Here is a 19,128-nt window from a genome sequence, read left to right on the forward strand (position 1 = left end):
TTCCGTCAGCGGGCCTTGCGGCACAGGTCCCGCTTCTCGGGGAACGGATCGAGGCCGGCCGAGCGGTAGGTGGCGACGGCGCCCGCGTTGGAACTCGGTGTGCACACGACCACGTCGGACGCGCCCAGTTCCTGGAGTGCGCGTGCCGCGGCGACGGTGATCGCCCTGCCGTAGCCGTGACCGCGGTGGGCCGGGTGCACGCCCATCGGTTCGATCAGCCCGGTCCTGCCCTCGCCCGCCGACCACACCGTCACGACGGCCACGGCCTCGCCCCGCTCGTCGCGGGCGAGCAGGCACCGCGCGTCGGCGTACGGCGCACCGGCCGCCATCGCATGCCAGCTCTCGTCGGTGAAGGTGGACCGGTCGAACGCCGCCCGCTGGACCGCGGTCCGCTCGTGCACGGCGTCCGGCCCGACCACCTCGATGTGCACGCCGGGATCGGGCACCGGCTCACCGAGGTCACGCCGAAGCGGTGTCCACGGCTCGTCGCTCTCCCAGCCGTCCTCGGACAGCAGGTCCTGGACGAGCGCCCCCGGCGGCGCCTCCACATACACCGGGCCCTCGCCGAGCACGCCCCGCTCGGGCACCGACACGTCCTCGACGATCCGTCGCGCCAGCTCCTCGTCCCGCAGGGCGTCCGGCGCGATCGCCAGCCGCAGCAACCCGGGACCGTCGAGCAGTCCGGCCGCCAGTACCGCCCCGGCACGGCTCCAGGTCCGTACGGCCTCGGCGGTCCGCCGCGCACCGAACCGCCAGAACCATCCCACGTCCCCCGGGTGCAGTTGTACGGGCGCCGGGTCGCTCTGCCATTCCGCCAACACCCGGGCCACGTGGCCGAGTTCGTCGACCCCCGGCCGACCCGTCTCCATCGCCATCGCCATCCCCCGATCACACACCACCCCGCCGCTCCTTCGCATCCGGCTTTCCCGTCGGCGACCGCCGACTCGTCGCGGTTCGAGGTGCGAATCCGGACAGTCGGTGCGGGCTCCCCGATGAGTTCCGGTCGGGGCGCGAGTCTGTTCTTCCGACCGCCATGGCCGGGTAGGACGCTGCCCGGCACGAGACATCACGGAGGACACATGACGAGCACACCGGACGACCCGACCACCGCGCGGTCCGGCCGCCCGCCGATCGTCGACCTGGCCACCTGGCAGGCCGCGCGCGACGAGCTCCTGGTCCGCGAGAAGGCCCACACCCGGGAGGGCGACGCCCTCGCCGCGGCCCGGCGGCGACTGCCGATGGTGGAGTTCGACGGCACGGTCGAGGTCGTCGGGGCCGACGGCCCGGTCCCGTTCCTGGACCTGTTCCAGGGCCGCGACGAACTCGTCGTCTACAAGCACATGTGGTACGACGAAGCACCGCACCAGGGGCAGTGCGAGGGCTGCACCACCACGGCATGGCATCTCCAGGACGCCGTCTACCTCAACGCCCGCGGCGTCTCCTTCGCGATCGTGACCACGGGCCGTTGGCAGGAGGTGGCCCCCTACCTGGACTTCATGGGCTACCGGCAGCCCTGGTACTCGGTGCGCGGCGTGGACGGGCCCGCCGGTGGCGAGATGGGCTACCTCACCTCCTACCTGCGCGACGGCGACCGCGTGTTCCTCACCTACTCCACGACCGGGCGTGGCAACGAGCGGGTCAACGGATCCATGGGCCTGCTCGACATGACGCCCTACGGTCGCGGCGAGGCCTGGGAGGACAACCCCGAGGGCCGGCCCAAGGGCGGCAGCGCGTGCTGGTCCTGGCGCACGGACGCGGAGGGTAACCCCACCTGGGGTCCGACCGGCCGCCCCGTACCGCAGTGGACGCGCCCCGGCGCGACGCCGGTGCAGACCCTCGGCCGGCACGGCCACCACCACTGATCCGCCTCGAAGCGGGCGGGGCCCTCAGGACAGGTTCAGGTCGGCGTACACCAGGTGATGGTCCGAGTACTCGCTGGGCTGCACCCGGTGCTTCAGCGGGGTGATGCCGCGCAGGAAGACGTAGTCGAACTTGCTCTGCCAGTCGGTGGTCGTCTGGCAGGCGCCGGCCGACGAGGGATCGCACTGGGGGTCCGTGTCGGCGGCCAGTGCCCACATCGGGCTGAGTTCGGGGGCGTACGGCACGGCGTTGAAGTCGCCGAGAACGATGGCGCGGTCGTGCCGTGCGACCTCCTTGGCGAGTACACGGGCCTGCTTCTCGCGGATCGGTTCCTGTCGCCGTTCGGCGAGGTGCGTGTTGAACACCCGGACGGTCTCACCGCCCAGCTTCGTGGTCACCGCCATGTACCCGCGATCCTCGGAACCACCGTCGGGGTACTCCACGACGACGGGATCGGTCATCGGGGCCGCCGAAAGCAGCGCCTGGCCGTAGCCTGCCGGGCTCCACGGCGCCCCGCCACAGCGGCCCCAGTTCCGCAGGACCGCCCCGTACTCGACGTGGTAGACCAGCCCGTAGAAGCGCTCCAGATCGTCCCGGATCTTCTCGACGTCGTTCATGCACGATTCCTGCACAGCGACGACCTGCGGCGCGTACGTGGCGATCTCCGAGGCCTGGTCGATGTTGCTCGCCTCGCAGGGGTTGCAGAGGTTCCAGGTCATCACCCGGTTCGACACGACTTCCTTCACCGCGTCGTCGGGCAGCGACCTGCCGAACAGGGCACCGCCCGGCGCACTGCGGCCGACGAGCGCGATACAGGCCACGATCACCGCACCCGCGAGCAACCGCGTGCCCTTCCCGAACACCAACGCCTTCCCCTCACCGCGTATACGCGCATGCACACAGCATCCGACGCCACTACGCACGAGATTACGGGACGGGGGTGTCGACACCGCATGACTACCGCGGGACTGCCAGCCAATCGACAGGTAACCGAACAGACCCTCGCCGGCCCGGGCAAGGCCGCCGGTCACCCTTCCGTCCGGTCCCCGCCGCGGCCTTCAGGATGCGAACACGCCGCGAACCCCTCGAACATTCGTGGCATCGGACGGATATCCTGCCTCGCGACCCAGGGCAGCCGAGGCGTGCCCCGAGCGTCGTCGTTCTACGCGGGGAGAGTGCATGCGAACAGTTCGGATCGTGCCCGGTCTGACCGTCGACGAGGAGCTTTTCGACGCCGCCGTCGACGGGCTCGCCCGGTTCGCGCCGGACGAGTCGCTCACCTGGGAGGAGTTCACCTCCGAGGACCGCTGGCTGCTCGTACCGGACTCCGGCGGCATGGGCTACAAGGCCGAGTCGGTGCTGCGCCGGGAGGCGGGCCGCACCGTCAAGGTGAACCTGTGGATGGCGCCGGACCTGCGCGACGGCGAGCGGCCGCGGCCCCACAACCACCCCTGGGAGTTCACCGCCCACGTTCTCGCGGGCGGATACACCGAGCAGCGCTACGAGTTGGTTGACGGCCGGGTCGTCACCGAGACCCGAACCCATGAGGCGGGCGGGACGAACACCGTGCCGCTCAGCTCCTATCACGAGGTGACCCACATCCAGGCGCCGGGCAGGACGCTGACGCTGATGGTGTGCGGGGCGGGCCGCAAGGGCGAGTGGGGCTACCTCGACCCGGCCACCGGCGAGCTGGAGCCCAACCAGCCCGAGCCCGGCTTCCGGGAACGCCTGGCCGCCCTCAACCCGCGGCTGCGCTGAGCGGTCCCGGACAGCCCGGGCGCGGGCGGCCGGCTGATCAGCGAAGCAGGGCGAGCAGCCGGCCCGCGGGCAGCGGATGCCGTGTGTGGCCCTCCGGTCCCGTGGTCGTGGTGGCGGTCAGCAGGGAGTTGAGGACGGACTCCTCCACCGTGTCGAGGACGGCGGTGAAGAGGGGGTCGAGGCTGTCGTCGGACACGACGGCGGGGCCGGCGGGGGTGCCGAGAGGGCGGGTGCCGAACGCCAGGCCGTAGTCGCCGCTGCCGTGGCCGTAGGCGGCGCCGACCCTGGCCAGGGCGTAGACGGCGCGTCGGGCGAGGCGGGTCAGCTGGCGGGCGTCCAGGGGAGCGTCGGTCGCGACCACGAGCATGCAGGAACCGCTGTCGGGGACGGGGTCCGGGGCGGGCAGGCCGACGTCGGCGGGGGTGACGGTGCGGCCCAGGACCCGGAGCGTGCCGCCGAAATTGGCCTGCACCAGGACGCCGAGGGTCACCTCGCGGCCCGCGAGAGCGACGCGGCGCGATGAGGTGCCGATGCCCGCCTTGAACCCGAGCGCGGTCAGCCCCGTGCCGCCGCCGACGCAGCCCTCGGCCACCGGTCCGGTGTGCGCCGTCTCCAGGGCGGAGCGGACGTGTTCCTCGCGGACCGGGCGCGAGCGGATGTCGGACAGGAGCCCGTCGTTGCACTCCCCCACCACCGGATTCAGGCTCCGCGCACCGGCCGTCTCGGGCCGCTGGAGCAGCCAGCCCACCAGGGCGTCCGCGGCCCGGAACGCGGACAGCGTGGAGGTCAGCAGTACGGGAGTCTCCAGCGCACCGAGTTCGGCGACCTGCGTGGCGCCCAGCAGCTTGCCGTAGCCGTTGCCCGCGAAGACCCCGGCGGGCAGCGGACTCGCGGGGCCGATCCCGTCGGGCACGATCGCGGTGACCCCGCTGTGCACGCGCGGCGGATCGATCAGGGTGGTGTGCCCTACCCGGATGCCGGGCACGTCCGTGAAACTGTTGAGCGGTCCCGTGGACATGTCACCGGCACACAGGCCGAGTTCGCGGGCGCGACGAGAGGCGCCGGGTGAAGGCGAGGACAAGGGTGGACCGGGCATGCGCATGATCGGCACACTAGCCAAAACCTCGTACGACATCGCGTACGGCCCGGAGAGACGTTCGTCCGCCTACGGCCTCGGCGCGTCCGGGCACTGGAGCGCATCATGACCGAACCCGAGCCCACGGACCGCACCCCCGGCGCCGCCGACGCCACGGACGCCCGGCGGACGGATCCCCTGGCCCGGCTCTCCCTGGAGCAGCTGCGGCGGCGCACCAGCATGAAGTGGCGCACCCACCCCGAGGACGTGCTGCCGCTGTGGGTGGCGGAGATGGACGTACCGGTCGCTGCGCCCGTCCTCGAGGCGCTGCGTTCGGCGCTCGATCTCGGCGACACGGGATACCCCTTCGGGACCGCCTATGCCGAGGCCCTGGCCGCTTTCGCCCACGACCGGTGGGGCTGGGACGGGCTGCGGGTGGCGGACACCGCGATCGTGCCCGACGTGATGATGGGCATCGTCGAGGTGCTCCGGCTGATCACCGACCCGGGCGACGCGGTCGTGGTGTGCTCACCGGTCTACCCGCCCTTCTACGCGTTCGTCGGCCACGACGCTCGCGAGATCGTCGAGGCACGTCTCGGCCCGGATCTGCGGATCGACCTGGCGGCCCTGGCGGACGCCTTCGTACGAGCTCGGCGCGGGGGCCGTCGGGCGGCGCTCTTGATGAGCAATCCGCACAATCCGACCGGTGTCGTGCACACCCGCCGGGAGCTGGAGGCGGTCGCGGCCCTGGCCCGGACGCATGGCGTGCGGGTGGTGTCCGACGAGATCCACGCTCCCCTGGTCCTGCCGGGAGCCGTCTTCACCCCGTTCCTGAGCGTGCCCGGCGCCGAGAACGCGTTCGCGCTGGCCTCGGCCTCCAAGGCGTGGAACCTGGCCGGGCTCAAGGCGGCCGTGGCCATCGCCGGTCCGGAAGCCGCCGACGAGCTCCGGCTCCTGCCGGAAGAGGTCGGTCACGGTCCCAGCCATCTCGGGATCATCGCCCACACCGCGGCCTTCCGCGCGGGCGGGGAGTGGCTGGACGACCTGCTGCTCGGGCTCGACGCCAACCGCACTCTGCTGGGCGAACTGGTCGCGGAGCACCTGCCCGACCTGGGGTATCACCGCCCCGAGGGCACCTATCTGGCCTGGCTGGACTGCCGAGGGCTGGGACTGCACGGTGATCACGACGCCGAGGGCCCCGGCGTGGTGAGCGATCTCGCCGGGCCCGCGCGGATGTTCCTCGACAGAGCCAGGGTCGCGCTCAGCTCGGGCCATGTCTTCGGCACTGGTGGCGAGGGACACGTCCGCCTCAACTTCGGCACGACGCCGACCATCCTGCGCCAGGCGCTGAGTCGTATGGGACGCGCGGTGCGGGGTCTGTAGACCGCGCCGCCCGCAAGCCCCGGCCCCGTCGGGGCTCCTTGTCGATACGTCCTGACAAACCTATTGACATCACCAGTGGGGCGTTTCATAGTACGACGCAACTAGAGCGCGCTAGTAACGCGCGCTAGCACCCCCACGAGCGGCACACACCCTCCGCTGCCTCACCCGACACAGCTCCGCCGCACACGGCATCGCCGAGCCGCCCGCCCGCCACTCCGGACCGGGCGGAACCCCTCACGCCAAGACCCACATCCCACTTCCACCCTGATCAGCACAGCGAGGTGCAAGGGACATGCACAGACACCACCGAGCCGCCACTCTGACCGCCACGGTTCTCGTCGGCGCCCTGTTCGCGACCGGCTGCTCCAGCAGTTCCGGTGGCAAGAAGTCCGAGGAAGGCGACGCGGCGGCCGCCGCGGGCAAGGCGAACACGCCGCGCATGACCGTGGCCATGGTCACCCACGCCTCCCCCGGCGACACCTTCTGGGACCTCGTCCGCAAGGGCGCCCAGGCCGCGGCCGCCAAGGACAACATCAAGCTCGTCTACTCCAGCGACCCCAGCGCCGGAAACCAGGCCAACCTGGTCCAGAACGCCATCGACCAGAAGGTCGACGGCATCGCCCTCACCGCGGCCAAGCCCGACGCCCTCAAGGACGTCATCGCCAAGGCCCAGAAGGCCGGCATCCCCGTCGTCGGCTTCAACTCCGGCGTCGACAACTGGCAAGACCTCGGCATGCTCGAGTACTTCGGGCAGGACGAGAACATCGCCGGCCAGGCCTTCGGCGAACGCCTCGACCAACTCGGCGCCAAGCACGCCCTCTGCGTCATCCAGGAGCAGGGCCAGGTCGCCCTGGAAGCCCGCTGCGCCGGCCTGAAGAAGGGCTTCAGCGGCACGACCGACACGCTGTACGTCAACGGCACCGACATGCCGTCCGTGAAGTCCACGATCACCGCCAAGCTCAAGGCGGACTCCTCCATCGACCAGGTCGTCACCCTCGGCGCGCCCATCGCGCTGACCGCGGTCCAGTCGCTCTCCGACGCGGGCAGCAAGGCCAAGGTCGCCACCTTCGACCTCAACAAGGACCTCGTCAAGGCCGTCCAGGCGGGAACCGTCGAGTTCGCGGTCGACCAGCAGCCCTACCTCCAGGGCTACCTGTCCGTCGACTCGCTGTGGCTGTACAAGAACAACGGCAACTACATGGGCGGCGGTGAGCAGCCGGTGCTGACCGGCCCGGCCTTCATCACCAAGGACAACGTCGACAAGGTCGCCGAGTTCGCCTCGAAGGGCACCCGGTGATGAGCATGACCCAGCACGCCGAGCCGGCGGTGACCTCACCGCCGGCCCCCGGCCCGAAGGCGACCGACGGCCGGACCGCTCAACGCCCCCTGGCCCTGCGTCTGTTGGCCCGCCCCGAGATCGGCGTCTTCCTCGGTGCCGTCGCGGTATGGGTGTTCTTCCTCGTCGCCGCCCCGCCGGTGCGCGACGGCGGCTCGATGGCGAACATCCTCTACCAGTCGTCGACCATCGGGATCATGGCCCTGCCGGTCGCGCTGCTGATGATCGGCGGGGAGTTCGACCTCTCGGCGGGTGTGGCGGTCATCGCCTCGGCGCTCACCGCCAGCATGCTGACGTACCAACTCACCCTGAACGTCTGGGCGGGTGTCGTCGTCGCGCTGCTCGTGTCGCTGGGCATCGGCTTCCTCAACGGCTGGCTGCTGGTCAGGACCGGCCTGCCGAGCTTCCTCGTCACTCTGGGCACGTTCCTGATCCTCCAGGGCGTGAATCTGGCGGTCACCAAGCTGGTCACCGGGAACGTCGCCACCGACGACATCAGCGACATGGACGGCTTCGCCGGCGCGAAGAAGGTCTTCGCCTCGTCCTTCGAGGTCGGCGGCGTGCAGGTCAAGATCACCGTGGTGTGGTGGCTGGTCTTCGCGGCCATCGCGACCTGGGTGCTGCTGCGTACGCGCTACGGCAACTGGATCTTCGCTGTGGGCGGCAACAAGGACTCCGCCCGCGCCGTGGGTGTCCCGGTCACCTTCACGAAGATCTCCCTGTTCATGCTGGTCGGCTTCGGCGCCTGGTTCGTCGGCATGCACAACCTGTTCTCCTTCAACACCGTGCAGTCCGGCGAAGGCGTGGGCCAGGAGCTCATCTACATCGCGGCGGCCGTGATCGGCGGCTGTCTCCTGACCGGCGGCGCCGGTTCGGCCGTCGGGCCGGTCTTCGGTGCGTTCATGTTCGGCATGGTGCAGCAGGGCATCGTCTACGCCGGCTGGAACCCGGACTGGTTCAAGGCCTTCCTCGGCGTGATGCTGCTCGGCGCCACGCTCATCAATCTGTGGGTCAGCCGCGCGGCGACCCGGAGGTGACCCATCCCATGACAACCACCCAGGACGACCCGCGCGAAGACGCCCCGGTCGTCGAACTCAAGGCCACGGGCAAGGCGTACGGCAATATCCGGGCCCTGCACGGCGTGGACCTGAAGGTCTTCCCCAGCCAGGTCACCTGTGTGCTCGGCGACAACGGCGCCGGCAAGTCCACCCTGATCAAAATCATCTCCGGGCTGCACCAGCACACCGAGGGCGAGTTCCTCGTCGACGGCGCCCCGGTCCGCTTCACCACCCCCCGAGAAGCCCTCGACAAGGGCATCGCCACCGTCTACCAGGACCTCGCCGTCGTCCCGCTGATGCCGGTGTGGCGCAACTTCTTCCTCGGCTCCGAGCTCACCAAGGGCCCCTGGCCGATCCGCCGCCTGGACATCGAGCAGATGAAGAAGACGGCCGACGAAGAGCTCCGCAACATGGGCATCGTCCTGGACGACCTCGAACAGCCCATCGGGACGCTGTCGGGCGGCCAGCGCCAGTGCGTGGCCATCGCCCGCGCCGTCCACTTCGGCGCCCGGGTGCTGATCCTGGACGAGCCCACCGCCGCGCTCGGCGTCAAGCAGTCCGGCGTGGTCCTCAAGTACATCGCCGCCGCCCGCGACCGCGGCCTGGGCGTCATCTTCATCACCCACAACCCCCACCACGCCTACATGGTCGGCGACCACTTCAGCGTGCTGCGCCTGGGCACCATGGAACTCAACGCCGCCCGCGACGAGGTCAGCCTCGAAGAACTCACCAACCACATGGCCGGCGGCTCCGAACTCGCCGCCCTCAAGCACGAGTTGTCCCAGGTCCGCGGCGTCGACGTCGAAGAACTCCCCGAAGCACAGGACCTCAAGGCACCCGTCGCGACGAGCGGGCAGCGGCTGTCCTGAGGGCAGTTGATCGCATGGCCACGGGGGCGCTCCTGTGGCCATGCGCTTCGAAGGCGCCCAGTAAATCGAGCGACCAACCGCCTCCGCGCCCCGCACACTCCGCACATGTCCACCGATGTGAGCGGAATGATCGAGTGCAGGCCCTTGGCGCGGATCTTCGGAGCGGACGACGAGGACGCCGTATGGCACGCCGCCATCGACCTCTTCTTCCTCGACCCCGGCAACGCCTATGACGCCCTCGCCTGCCTGTTCGGTGTCCGCAACACGTACGGGTTCCGGCCTCTGACAACGGACCGTGGCCTGCCGGAGGATGCTTCGGACGAGCTGCGGGACGGGATCGACGCGTGGCGCGGACCGGACGGCGAACCAGGCACGACATGGATCAGCTGGGCCGAACTGGCCGCGGCCGACTGGGAGGAGACGGACAGGTCCGGCACACGCAGTCGCGCCGCCGTCGCCGGGGCGGGGACCGGGTGGGCGCCGGTTTGGGACGTCATGCGGACGCTGGCCTCGTTGCACGGGCCGGAACATGTGAGGCTCGTGGTCTGGTTCCGGTGAACGCGAGGTGAGTACCCGCCGTCAGCACGGCCCTGCCAGGCGGGCCGCGACAGCCATGACGGCGACGGAGACCACGGTGATCCCGGCCCCGACGTAGAGCGGCGCGGTGTAGCCGAGGCCCGCGGTGATGGCCAGGCCTCCGAGCCAGGCGCCGAGGGCGTTGCCGACGTTGGATGCGGAGACGTTGGCGCCGGCGGCCAGTGCCGAGCCGTGGGCGGCGTCGGTGACGCGGGTGATCATGCCGGGCACGGCAGCGAACCCGAACAGCCCCATCAGGAACACCAGGATCACCGAAGCGGTGGCGTCGGCGGCCAGCAGGCCGAACGCGGCCAGGGTGACCGTCAGTCCGAGGAGGGCGAGGACCAGGGCGCGGTCCCGGTCGTGGTCGGCCGCTCGTCCGCCGAGCAGGTTCCCGACGACCAGGCCGACGCCGTACACCATCAACAGCCAGGCGACGTCTGCCGAGGAGAAGCCGCCGACCTCGGTGAAGGTGTAGGCGATGTAGCTGAACGCGCCGAACATGCCGCCGTAGCCGAGGGCCGTGGCGGTGAGGGTCAGCCAGACCTGAGTGGAGCGGAGTGCTCGGAACTGTGCGCGCAGGTCCGGGTGTTCCGTCCCTGTGGATCGGCCGGCCCTGGCAGGGACGAGGGCGATGATGCCCACCAGGGCCAGTACGCCGATCGCGGTGACCGCCCAGAACGCCGCCCGCCAGCCCCAGCGTTCACCGACGAGTGCGCCGAACGGCACGCCCAGCACGTTCGCCAGCGTCAGTCCGGCGAACATCACCGCCACCGCACGGGACTTGCGCTCCGGTGCCACGAGGCTCCGTGCGACGAGGGAGCCGATACCGAAGAACGAACCGTGGCACAGCGCGGCCACGATCCTGCCGAGCAGCATCACCGGATAGTTCGGCGCGATCGCGGACAACAGGTTGCCGAGGACGAACAGCACCACGAGGCCGACCAGGACCTGCTTGCGGGGCAGTCGCGCGGTGACCGCGGTCAGGGCGATCGCGCCGATCGCCACGCTCAGGGCGTATCCGGAGATCAGCCAGCCCGCTGTCGCCTCCGACACCGCAAGACTCGACGCCACCTGGGGCAGCAGGCCTGCGATCAGGAACTCGGTCAGGCCGATACCGAAGCCGCCGAGTGCCAGGGCGACGAGCCCGCTCGGCAGGCGTCGGCCTTCGATCGGGCCGCTGTCCAGCACGGAGCTGGGATTGCCGGCGGTCATGCTTCTGACGTCGCCTTTCGGGATGCGTTCAGGGTGCTCATCCGTCGACCCTCACGCGTGGCGACGGCTTCCGTCCATGGACAAAGGCCGACGGCACTTGGACGAACGTACGGCGCCCTACTCCCCTCGCAGCCAGGCGCGGGTACCGAACGAGGCGCAGGCCCGCGATGCCACCGTGGCCGCGGCACGCAGAGCCTCGGCGAAGTGTGCTGAGGTCAACTGGCCCTGAACGGCGAGGTGGTGGGTGAGGGCGCCGTGGAGGAAGTCTCCCGCGCCGAGCGTGTCCGCCACCGGGACCGAGGGGACGTCCACCGTGCCGCCGCCGTCGGGGCCCGACCACTCGATGGGCGCCGCCCCTTGGGTGATCGCCGCCCAGCCGACGCCGTACTCCCGCAGGAAGTGCAGGGTTTCCGCCGGGGTGTCGGTACCGGGCGGGTGGAAGTCCGCCGAGCAGACGGCGACGTCGATCGACGGCAGCAGATGCTCCGTGCCGTCCTTCCAGCTGCCCCCGTCCAGTACGGTCGGGCGGCCGAGGGCGCGGGCCAAGTGCGCGGCGAAGAGGGCGAGTTCCCTGTGGTGGCCGTCGAATTCGACGATGTCCGAGGCTGCCACGAGCGTGCCGAGATCGCCGGGTGGGGTGATGCGCCGACCTGTCGCGTTGGTCGAGGCGACGGCGCGTTCCCCGGTGGATGCCGTGACCATGATGGAGGAGACGGCCGGGGGCTCGGTCTCCTCGGGCGTCAGGTCCGACACGTCGACGCCGAACCGGTGCAGGTCGGCTGCCGCGGCGAGGCCCAGCGGATGGGATCCGATCGCGGTGAGCAGGCGGGCCGCGCCGCCCAGGTGGCTGAAGGCCACGGCAGCGTTCGCCGCCGGACCGCCCGCGGCGACGGTCTGCCGACGGGCCGTCAGTTTCTCGTCGGGGGCGGGCGCGCGGTCCACGAGGTGGATGACGTCGAGCGTGCACAGGCCCACGAACAGGCCTGCGGGACGTCGGCTCGCCGCCGGTTCCACCACGAGCGCCTCCTGCCGAGGGGGTGCGGGTGATCAGTGTACGAACCGACAGCGCCGACAAACCGACGAACCGGCGGTGAGCGGACGTCAGGCCGGCGGGTCGACCAACTGGGCCGCCAGGCCGACCCCGACCAGGCCCGCCGCGATGAGCAGCCCGTTGGCCAGGACCACCCCGGCGACGAGTACGACGGTGGCGACGGCCAGGGCCCACCAGGCGCCCGTGCGGCGGTACTCACGGGGCCGGGGGGGGTGGCCGACGCTCATCGCCCTGGCGAAACGGGGGTCGTCGCACGCGCACCGCGCTTCGAGTGCGACCAGACGCTCGTCCTCGGGTCGGGGCATGGCTTCTCCTTCGCGCCAGGCGCTGCCGAGCCGCGAGCGGCGGGGCAGCGAGTGTCGTGAACGGGGGCGAGATGCGACGCAGGCGGGTGTGTGACACGGTCGGGCGGCCGCGATCGCTCGGCGGGGCTGGGGCGAGCAGGCGGCTGGACACACGATGAGCGCGGTAGGAGGGACGTACCGGCTCACACTGCCCGGCTCTCTATGCATTCTCCCTGGCGGTTGGCCCGTGCAAACAAGTGTCGGCCACGGGTTGTCGGTTCGGCGCCGACGAGCCCAGGAACGTGAGAGCCCGCGCCAGCAGTTCCGCGCGTCCTGCCACGACCGGCCCCAGGACCGCGAGCACCAGCACGTATCCGGCGATGAAGGGGGCGAGGCGGTCGTCGAGGCCCGCGCTGGTCGCCATCGCGGCAAGGATCAGGGCGAACTCCCCTCGGGCGACCAGGGTGGTGGCGATGTCCGCGGCGCGCTCGGCACCGTAGCCGTACAGGCGTGCCACCAGGAGGCCGGCGGCGACGTTCATGACGACGGTCAGTGCGGCCGCGGCGGCCACCGGTCCTGCGACGCTCGCGACGACGGCGGGGTCGATGGCCAGTCCGAAGGCGAAGAAGAAGATGGCCGCGAAGGCGTCGCGCAGGGGGTGTACGAGCCGGCGGATCCGGGCGGCCGACGGTGTGCCGGCGAGGATGAGACCGACCATGAAGGCGCCGATGGCGTCGGCGACGCCCAGGACCTCGGAGATCCCGGCGACGAGGACCGCCGCGCCGAGGAAGCTGATGACGAGCAGTTCGTTGTCGCGGACCGCGATGAGCCGGCCGACCAGCCGTGTCCCGTAGCGGGCCGCGGCGGCCAGTGCGAGCAGGAAGCCGAAGGCCTTGCCCGCCTGCCAGAGCACGTCCGCGAGGCCCTGCGCGCCGCCGATGACCGGCTGGAGTGCCGCGAGATACAGGGCGAGGAAGATGTCCTCCACCACGATGACGCCCAGGATGAGACGGGTCTCGGGGCGGCCCAGACGGCCCAGGTCGATGAGGATCTTGGTGACGATCGCGGACGACGAGATGCCCAGCACGCCGGCCAGCACCAGCGCCTCACGGGCGCCCCAGCCGAGCGCGAAGCCGAAGCCCAGTCCCGCGCCGACGTTCAGCAGCAGATAGATGCCACCGGCCGCCAGGAGCCGCTTGCCGCCGCTCCTGAGGTCGTCGAGGTGGAACTCCAGGCCGAGGTAGAACAGCAGGAGCACCAGACCGAGCGCGGAGAGCATCTCGAAGTCGTGGGCGTCCTGGACCAGGACGATGCCGGGTGTGTGGGGGCCGAGCAGGATGCCGGCCAGCATGAACAGGGGGATGGTCGGAAGGCCGATCCTGCCGCCGAGGCGGGCGAGCAGGGCGGCCGCGAGGAAGGCGCCGCCCATGGCGAGGAGGGTGTCAGCGTGTCCCACGGGTCACCGCCCTCGGCCGTGAGAAGGGACGGGATGGCTTCACATGGCGGGGATGGATACAGGTACTCCTTGTGGTGCGTTGCTGCCGGCGTTCTCGAGGACCGCGCCCGGGCCGGGTGTCACCACCGGCCCGATCGGCGCCGTCTCTACGCTGGCACGACCCGCACGTCCTCGGCCATCGGTGTCAGCACTCATTTCGGCAGGTGGCGACCGCCCGCGATCCCGTGATCGTGTGGAGCACCTCGCCGCGTTCAGGAGAGCGGGCCGAGGATCTCCTGGGACTCGATCAGACCCTGGTCGCTGGGGGCCTTGCCGTCGCCGAAGACGCGGGTGGCCTGGCGGGCCCGGAACTCGAGGTGTGCTTCGGCGGGTTTGGCGTAGCCGTAGCGTGCGCGGGCCTCCGCCGGGGTCAGGATCTCGGCGTTGCGGGGCGGGACACCGAACTTGATCGGCGCGACCACCGGGACCGTGGAGGGGGACAGCAGGCCCAGCAGGCGCAGTTCGAGGGTGGGGTTGAGGTGGGCCAGGGCGAACGACACCTTCATCACGGGGACGATGAGGACGTCGAGGAGGCGGGACTGCCGGATGCCGGCCATGTCACGCATCCAGCGCGGCAAGGTGGCGATCGTGGCGGTCCGCTGCGCCTTCGCGACGGCGAGGCGCACCGGCTTCGCCCAGAACGGCACCGGCGGCAGGACGAGTTCGGTCCTGAGGAGGTGGTTCATGGCCTGGCGTGCGATCGGGCTGGCGGAGAGCCGGGGACGCGTCCGCGCGAAGTACGCCCGGACCCCGTCACGGGTGCGGGGCACGTCGTCCGGGGAGCAGGTCTGGAGTTCGGCGGCGACCGCGCAGGCCTCCCAGTACTCCTTCTCCTCCTGCGCGGTGAGTTTCCCGGGGCCGTACTTCTCGTAGGCGTAGAGGATCGAGTGCCAGCCCGTGAGCTGGATCCACAGCTGCGAGGCGGGGTCGTTGGCGTCGTAGGTGCCGCCGCCGTAGGGCAGTTCGCCGATCGCCTTGGAGTGGACCTTGACCAGGATGTCCGCGGCCTTGGACACCTCCCGTGAGCCGGCGAAGGCGACCATGGCGAAGTAGCGCAGGGTCCGGTCGTAGCGGGTACGGGCGCGCTGGTAGATGCCCTGGGTCCGGTCCACGGCGGCCACCAGGGGCGGGTCGAGTTCCTCGACGACCACGGCCCGCTGGAATCCCACCGTCGGCGCCGTCGGATAGCTCCAGACCTTCCACACCACCGAGCCCGGGCCGAAGAAGCCGTAGTCCTCGTGCGGTTGGACCTCGTCGCGCCTGAACTTCGCCATGGGGCCACTCCCTGTGCGTCCGCGGCGTGGACCGCCACTCGATTACGACACTGCTGTCGTAAATTAAGACACGGGTGTCGTAAACTGCCAAGGTGCCAGCGACCACGAATGCGTCGGACCGGCCGCGCAGACGGCGCCCCTACGCCCCGCGCGTTCCCATCGAGGAGCGCCGCGAGCAGCTGCTCGACGCGGCCCTGGCCGTGATCGTCAGCGACGGCTACGACCGGGTGTCCATCGACGCGATCGCCAGGCGGGCCGGTGTCGCGCGATCCGTGGTCTACGGCGCCTTCGCGAACCTCGACGCCCTGCTGCTCGCGCTGCTCGACCGACAGCAGGAACGCGCCTACGCACGACTGCTGGAGACCGTCCCCGACGCCGAGGAGCTGCGCGACCCCGCCGAGTTCGGCTCCGAAGCGGTGCGCCGGATGGCCGGCATGCTCCATGAGGACCCGGACACCTGGCGGCTGATCCTGCTGCCGCCAGGCGACATGCCGACCGTGGTCCGCGACCGTATCGAGGCGGACCGGGAACGCTTCCGGCTGCTTGTGGAGGAGTGGCTCTCCCTCCTCCTCGCCGGCCGGGGCGAGACGGGACTCGATCCGCGGGTCCTCGCCCACGCCCTCGTCGCCTGCGCCGAGCACTTCGGCCGGGTCGCGCTCACCGACCCCGACAGGTTCGACCTGCCCCAACTGGCGGGCCAGGTACGGGTGATCCTCGGCGCACTCTGGCCGGCGTCCTGACGTCGCGGCCCGTCCTCAGTGCGCCGCGAACTGCACGCTCGTCGGCTGCACCGCCTCGGCGCGCAGGGCGATCCCGTCGATCGTCAGCTGCTCGCCGTAGATGTCGGTGATCCTGATCGCTCCGCCGCAGCCGGTGCCCTGCTCGGAGAGGAAGTAGTTGTACTCGGTGCGGGCCAGCCGGGTCCAGCCGCTGCCGGTGCGGACCTCCAGGCGGGCCAGGGGATTGCGGTGGCCGATGGCCTGGATGGCACACCAGTAGCGGGTCGAGCCGGTCTTGTAGCGGATCGAGATCTTCTCGGACGTGGCGGGGCTGAGCAGGGTCCAGGTGACCGGTATCTGCCCTCGCGAGGGCGCGGCGAGCTTGGCGAACGCCTGCGGGCTGAGGTCTAGTTGGCCGGGTTTGCAGGGCAGCGGGCATTCGTTGGTGATCCGGACCGTGACGGTGGCGCCGTCGGCGGAGCGGACGCGCACATACGCTCCGCACGCCTGGGAGGTCTCGTAGTCGGTGTGGTTCATCGCCGCGGTCATGACGTCGTCGGTGGGTCCGTAGGAGCAGGCGCCGTCGCCGTTGCCGGTGTCGTAGAAGGTCGCGATGCCCTGGTAGGTGGTCCCGGGGCGGATCCGTCCGGCCAGTGACCCCGCGCCGGCGGCCGTGCGACGGGGACTGGCGGTCGAAGGCTTGGCCTTAGGGGTGCTCGGGGACGCGGAGGGGGCGGTCTTCGCCGTCGCCGAGGGGCTCGCCTTGGTGGCCGACGCGCTGGGGGACGCCGTGGCGGGCGCCCGTCCCGGTGTCGTGGCCGCCTCGCTCACCTCGACACTGGCCGACGACGCGGCGGGCTCGCCTCCGTCGTCGTCGGGACCGAACGCCACGATCAAGGAGGCGATGAGGGCGAAGGCCGCCGCGACCAGCGCGGAGACCACCCAGGTGCGCTGCCGGCCGGGTCGACGGCGGTGTGAAGAGGACGACGCCACGGATGAGGTCCTTACGTGGTTCGGAACGTGCTTCGGAACGTTCTTCGCGAGCACGCGTGCTGTGTGCAAGGCCCTCGAAGAGAGCCTCCGAACCCTCAGTGGCCGCCGGAACCGAAAAGGTTGCCGCCCTGCGTCGAGGAAATTCGAGGGAACGTGTCCTCAGCGCAGATCGAGTCGCATCAGAATCCGTGGATGCCCCGCCAGCACGGACGTGGTGTCGGCGGCATGGACGAATCCGGCGCGCTCGAAGTTCGTACGGATCCCCGCGTACGCCATCGTCAGATCGACCCGGGCGTCACCGTTGTCGAGGGGGTACGCCTCGACGGCCGGTGCGCCGTGCGAGCGGGCGAAGTCGACCGCGCCGGTGATGAGGGCGTGCGAGATCCCCTGCCCGCGATGGCCGGGGCGGACGCGGACGCACCACAGTGACCACACCGGTAGTTCGTCGAGGTGCGGGATCTTGCGGCTGCGGGCGAAGGTCGTCTCCGAGCGCGGCGCCACGGCGGCCCAGCCGACGGGCTCGTCGCCGTCGTAGGCGAGCACGCCGGGTGCGGGCTCCGCGCGGCACAGCCCGGCGACGTACTCGCCACGGGCCGGGCCGCGCAGTTCGTTGGCGAGCTTGGACGGGATCCGGTAGCTCAGGCACCAGCAGACGGTGGCGGTGGGCGACTTCGGTCCGATCACGAGACGGACGTCCTCGAAGACCGAAGCGGGGCGAACCTCGATGGGCATGGCGCCACGATGCCACGGTCCGTACCGAGCCGTGCGCCGTACAGGCATGCGAATTACCCTGGCGGGGTGATCATGACGGACTGGGACCTGCGGCCGGCGTCGGCGACCGACGTGGAGGCGATCGTCGAATTGCGTGCCGTGGTGATGTGGCCGGACCTCGAACGGCTCGGCCGGTACGACGAGCACCGGGTACGGCAGCGGCTGCGGGACAGCTTCGCACCCGAGCACGCCTGGATCATCGAGGTGGGCGGGGAGTTCGCCGGGTGCGTAGCGTTGCGACCGGCCCAGGACGCGCACTGGTTGGAGCACTTCTTCGTCGCCCCGCGTCTTCAGGGCAGCGGTGTCGGCTCCGCCGTACTGCGCAGGCTGCTGGAACGGTGTGACCGGGAGGGCATCCTGGTCCGGCTGAACGTGCTCCAGGGCAGCGCGGCCCGACGGCTGTACGAGCGGTACGGGTTCACCGTCGAGTCGGAGGATCCGGTCGACGTGTTCATGGTGCGCAAGCCGGAGAGCGGCGGCTGAGCGGAGGGCGCGGTGCGTGAGGAGGGTGACGGGCCGGAGGCGGTCGCCGCACGGCTCACCGGCCGTGCGGTGGTGGCGCGGCGGCGGCTGGCCGAGGCGGTCACCGAAGTCACGCTCGACGGTGGGCCGGTGGTGGTCAAGGACGCCGGGAGCGCCGAAGCTGCCCGTGCCGAGGCCGTGGGGCTGGACTGGCTGGCCGAGGCGGGGTCGGTCCGGGTGCCTGTCGTGCACGGTGTCGAGGGGCAGTGGCTGGTCACCGGGTGCGTTGCGGAGGGGCGCCCCGGTGCCGGGGCGGCGCTGCGGTTCGGCCGGGAGCTGGCCGGGCTGCATGCGGCCGGTGCGGCGGCGTTCGGTGCGCCTCCTCCAGGTGGGAGTGCCGAGGCGTTCATCGGGCGCGCCCCTATGCGGAACGTGCCGGGGTCCGACTGGCCCGGCTGGTACGCCGAGTACCGGGTGCTGCCGTACCTTCGCGCGGCCGTCGATCGTGGCACCGTCCTGCGTGGCGAGGCGGCTGTGGTGGAGCGGGTCTGCGAGCGACTGCCCGAGCTGGCCGGTCCGGGGGAGGTACCGGCTCGGCTGCACGGGGATCTGTGGAGCGGCAATGTGCTGTGGGGCGCCGACGGAGAAGTGCGGCTGATCGATCCGGCGGCACACGGGGGTCATCGTGAGAGCGACCTCGCGATGCTCCGGCTGTTCGGCTGTCCGCACCTCGCGGAGGTGCTGGAGGGCTACCAGAACGCCACGCCGCTCGCCGCCGGCTGGCAGCGGCGCGTCGGCCTGCACCAGCTGTTCCCGCTCCTTGTGCACGCCGTGCTCTTCGGCCGCTCCTACGCCGAGCAGGCCCTGGACGCGGCGCGGCAACTCCTCGCCGATCACTGAGCGGTTGGGCTTGCGGTGACCTGCGTCGGGGAGTTGATCATCGGGCTGC

At 71.0% G+C, this 19,128-nt stretch carries 20 protein-coding genes; 10 read left to right on the forward strand and 10 right to left on the reverse strand.

What is annotated here, in order from left to right; all coding sequences use genetic code 11:
• Positions 1 to 5 precede the first annotated feature (5 nt).
• Positions 6 to 875 carry a GNAT family N-acetyltransferase gene (locus ABKA17_RS18430; RefSeq protein WP_353693617.1) on the reverse strand — a complete coding sequence of 290 codons (870 nt, stop codon included), beginning with the start codon at positions 873 to 875 and terminating at the stop codon, positions 6 to 8.
• A 204-nt stretch (positions 876 to 1,079) separates the two neighbouring features.
• On the opposite strand from ABKA17_RS18430, the gene ABKA17_RS18435 reads away from it, so the two are divergent.
• Complete coding sequence (locus tag ABKA17_RS18435; RefSeq protein ID WP_353693166.1) at positions 1,080 to 1,862, forward strand: DUF899 family protein; 783 nt, start codon at positions 1,080 to 1,082, stop codon at positions 1,860 to 1,862.
• A 24-nt stretch (positions 1,863 to 1,886) separates the two neighbouring features.
• On the opposite strand, the gene ABKA17_RS18440 is transcribed toward ABKA17_RS18435, so the two are convergent.
• Complete coding sequence (locus tag ABKA17_RS18440) at positions 1,887 to 2,726, reverse strand: endonuclease/exonuclease/phosphatase family protein (RefSeq protein WP_353693167.1); 840 nt, start codon at positions 2,724 to 2,726, stop codon at positions 1,887 to 1,889.
• A 313-nt stretch (positions 2,727 to 3,039) separates the two neighbouring features.
• On the opposite strand from ABKA17_RS18440, the gene ABKA17_RS18445 reads away from it, so the two are divergent.
• Complete coding sequence (locus ABKA17_RS18445; protein ID WP_353693168.1) at positions 3,040 to 3,618, forward strand: hypothetical protein; 579 nt, start codon at positions 3,040 to 3,042, stop codon at positions 3,616 to 3,618.
• A 37-nt stretch (positions 3,619 to 3,655) separates the two neighbouring features.
• Here ABKA17_RS18445 and ABKA17_RS18450 read toward each other — a convergent pair whose 3' ends face one another.
• Positions 3,656 to 4,714, reverse strand: coding sequence for a P1 family peptidase (locus ABKA17_RS18450; RefSeq protein ID WP_502994310.1), 1,059 nt, complete (start codon positions 4,712 to 4,714; stop codon positions 3,656 to 3,658).
• 105 nt (positions 4,715 to 4,819) lie between these two features.
• Here ABKA17_RS18450 and ABKA17_RS18455 point away from each other — a divergent pair, with 105 nt between their 5' ends.
• The 5 genes from ABKA17_RS18455 (at position 4,820) to ABKA17_RS18475 (ending at position 9,897) form a co-directional block, all read left to right on the forward strand.
• Positions 4,820 to 6,076 (forward strand): MalY/PatB family protein, encoded by a 1,257-nt coding sequence (locus tag ABKA17_RS18455; protein WP_353693170.1) that lies wholly within the window; start codon positions 4,820 to 4,822, stop codon positions 6,074 to 6,076.
• Positions 6,077 to 6,368: 292 nt separating this feature from the next.
• Positions 6,369 to 7,373, forward strand: coding sequence for a sugar ABC transporter substrate-binding protein (locus ABKA17_RS18460; RefSeq protein ID WP_353693171.1), 1,005 nt, complete (start codon positions 6,369 to 6,371; stop codon positions 7,371 to 7,373).
• Positions 7,373 to 8,449, forward strand: coding sequence for an ABC transporter permease (locus ABKA17_RS18465; protein ID WP_353693172.1), 1,077 nt, complete (start codon positions 7,373 to 7,375; stop codon positions 8,447 to 8,449). The genes ABKA17_RS18460 and ABKA17_RS18465 overlap by 1 nt, the downstream gene beginning before the upstream one ends.
• A gap of 8 nt (positions 8,450 to 8,457) precedes the next feature.
• Positions 8,458 to 9,339: an ATP-binding cassette domain-containing protein gene (locus ABKA17_RS18470; protein ID WP_353693173.1), complete on the forward strand. Its 882-nt coding sequence runs from the start codon at positions 8,458 to 8,460 to the stop codon at positions 9,337 to 9,339.
• 105 nt (positions 9,340 to 9,444) lie between these two features.
• Positions 9,445 to 9,897 (forward strand): hypothetical protein, encoded by a 453-nt coding sequence (locus ABKA17_RS18475; protein WP_353693174.1) that lies wholly within the window; start codon positions 9,445 to 9,447, stop codon positions 9,895 to 9,897.
• 21 nt (positions 9,898 to 9,918) lie between these two features.
• On the opposite strand, the gene ABKA17_RS18480 is transcribed toward ABKA17_RS18475, so the two are convergent.
• The 5 genes from ABKA17_RS18480 to ABKA17_RS18500 form a co-directional block, all read right to left on the reverse strand.
• Entirely contained in the window at positions 9,919 to 11,073 is a 1,155-nt protein-coding gene (locus ABKA17_RS18480) for an MFS transporter (protein WP_353693618.1), read from the reverse strand.
• 174 nt (positions 11,074 to 11,247) lie between these two features.
• Positions 11,248 to 12,147, reverse strand: coding sequence for a PfkB family carbohydrate kinase (locus tag ABKA17_RS18485; protein WP_353693175.1), 900 nt, complete (start codon positions 12,145 to 12,147; stop codon positions 11,248 to 11,250).
• Between the two features lie 84 nt (positions 12,148 to 12,231).
• Positions 12,232 to 12,486, reverse strand: coding sequence for a DUF3040 domain-containing protein (locus tag ABKA17_RS18490; protein WP_353693176.1), 255 nt, complete (start codon positions 12,484 to 12,486; stop codon positions 12,232 to 12,234).
• Positions 12,487 to 12,685: 199 nt separating this feature from the next.
• Positions 12,686 to 13,921, reverse strand: coding sequence for a cation:proton antiporter (locus tag ABKA17_RS18495; RefSeq protein WP_353693177.1), 1,236 nt, complete (start codon positions 13,919 to 13,921; stop codon positions 12,686 to 12,688).
• Between the two features lie 251 nt (positions 13,922 to 14,172).
• On the reverse strand, positions 14,173 to 15,234 hold the full coding sequence (locus ABKA17_RS18500) for an oxygenase MpaB family protein (protein WP_353693178.1): 1,062 nt from the start codon (positions 15,232 to 15,234) through the stop codon (positions 14,173 to 14,175).
• Positions 15,235 to 15,326: 92 nt separating this feature from the next.
• Between ABKA17_RS18500 and ABKA17_RS18505 the strand changes: the two genes are divergently transcribed.
• A complete protein-coding gene (locus tag ABKA17_RS18505; protein ID WP_353693179.1) occupies positions 15,327 to 15,974 on the forward strand; it encodes a TetR/AcrR family transcriptional regulator in 648 nt (215 codons plus the stop codon).
• A gap of 15 nt (positions 15,975 to 15,989) precedes the next feature.
• Here the strand turns inward: ABKA17_RS18505 and ABKA17_RS18510 are convergent, their stop codons facing one another.
• Both ABKA17_RS18510 and ABKA17_RS18515 read right to left on the reverse strand, forming a co-directional pair.
• Positions 15,990 to 16,946 carry an expansin EXLX1 family cellulose-binding protein gene (locus ABKA17_RS18510; RefSeq protein WP_353693180.1) on the reverse strand — a complete coding sequence of 319 codons (957 nt, stop codon included), beginning with the start codon at positions 16,944 to 16,946 and terminating at the stop codon, positions 15,990 to 15,992.
• A 159-nt stretch (positions 16,947 to 17,105) separates the two neighbouring features.
• Positions 17,106 to 17,678 (reverse strand): GNAT family N-acetyltransferase, encoded by a 573-nt coding sequence (locus tag ABKA17_RS18515; protein WP_353693181.1) that lies wholly within the window; start codon positions 17,676 to 17,678, stop codon positions 17,106 to 17,108.
• 72 nt (positions 17,679 to 17,750) lie between these two features.
• Between ABKA17_RS18515 and ABKA17_RS18520 the strand changes: the two genes are divergently transcribed.
• The gene (locus ABKA17_RS18520; RefSeq protein WP_353693619.1) at positions 17,751 to 18,200 is read left to right on the forward strand and encodes a GNAT family N-acetyltransferase; all 450 of its coding nucleotides are present in this window, start codon (positions 17,751 to 17,753) and stop codon (positions 18,198 to 18,200) included.
• A 12-nt stretch (positions 18,201 to 18,212) separates the two neighbouring features.
• Positions 18,213 to 19,079: a fructosamine kinase family protein gene (locus ABKA17_RS18525; RefSeq protein ID WP_353693182.1), complete on the forward strand. Its 867-nt coding sequence runs from the start codon at positions 18,213 to 18,215 to the stop codon at positions 19,077 to 19,079.
• Positions 19,080 to 19,128 lie beyond the last annotated feature (49 nt).

The organism is Streptomyces sp. RG80 (assembly GCF_040446465.1).
Taxonomy (GTDB): domain Bacteria; phylum Actinomycetota; class Actinomycetes; order Streptomycetales; family Streptomycetaceae; genus Streptomyces.

What these genes read in the sequence shown, in the direction of transcription:
- ABKA17_RS18430 (WP_353693617.1), bottom strand. Translation starts at nt 875, where the DNA reads ATGGCGATGGAGACGGGTCGGCCGGGGGTCGACGAACTCGGCCACGTG.
- ABKA17_RS18435 (WP_353693166.1), top strand. Translation starts at nt 1,080, where the DNA reads ATGACGAGCACACCGGACGACCCGACCACCGCGCGGTCCGGCCGCCCG.
- ABKA17_RS18445 (WP_353693168.1), top strand. Translation starts at nt 3,040, where the DNA reads ATGCGAACAGTTCGGATCGTGCCCGGTCTGACCGTCGACGAGGAGCTT.
- ABKA17_RS18450 (WP_502994310.1), bottom strand. Translation starts at nt 4,714, where the DNA reads ATGCCCGGTCCACCCTTGTCCTCGCCTTCACCCGGCGCCTCTCGTCGC.
- ABKA17_RS18455 (WP_353693170.1), top strand. Translation starts at nt 4,820, where the DNA reads ATGACCGAACCCGAGCCCACGGACCGCACCCCCGGCGCCGCCGACGCC.
- ABKA17_RS18460 (WP_353693171.1), top strand. Translation starts at nt 6,369, where the DNA reads ATGCACAGACACCACCGAGCCGCCACTCTGACCGCCACGGTTCTCGTC.
- ABKA17_RS18465 (WP_353693172.1), top strand. Translation starts at nt 7,373, where the DNA reads ATGAGCATGACCCAGCACGCCGAGCCGGCGGTGACCTCACCGCCGGCC.
- ABKA17_RS18470 (WP_353693173.1), top strand. Translation starts at nt 8,458, where the DNA reads ATGACAACCACCCAGGACGACCCGCGCGAAGACGCCCCGGTCGTCGAA.
- ABKA17_RS18475 (WP_353693174.1), top strand. Translation starts at nt 9,445, where the DNA reads ATGTCCACCGATGTGAGCGGAATGATCGAGTGCAGGCCCTTGGCGCGG.
- ABKA17_RS18490 (WP_353693176.1), bottom strand. Translation starts at nt 12,486, where the DNA reads ATGCCCCGACCCGAGGACGAGCGTCTGGTCGCACTCGAAGCGCGGTGC.
- ABKA17_RS18500 (WP_353693178.1), bottom strand. Translation starts at nt 15,234, where the DNA reads ATGGCGAAGTTCAGGCGCGACGAGGTCCAACCGCACGAGGACTACGGC.
- ABKA17_RS18515 (WP_353693181.1), bottom strand. Translation starts at nt 17,678, where the DNA reads ATGCCCATCGAGGTTCGCCCCGCTTCGGTCTTCGAGGACGTCCGTCTC.
- ABKA17_RS18520 (WP_353693619.1), top strand. Translation starts at nt 17,751, where the DNA reads ATGACGGACTGGGACCTGCGGCCGGCGTCGGCGACCGACGTGGAGGCG.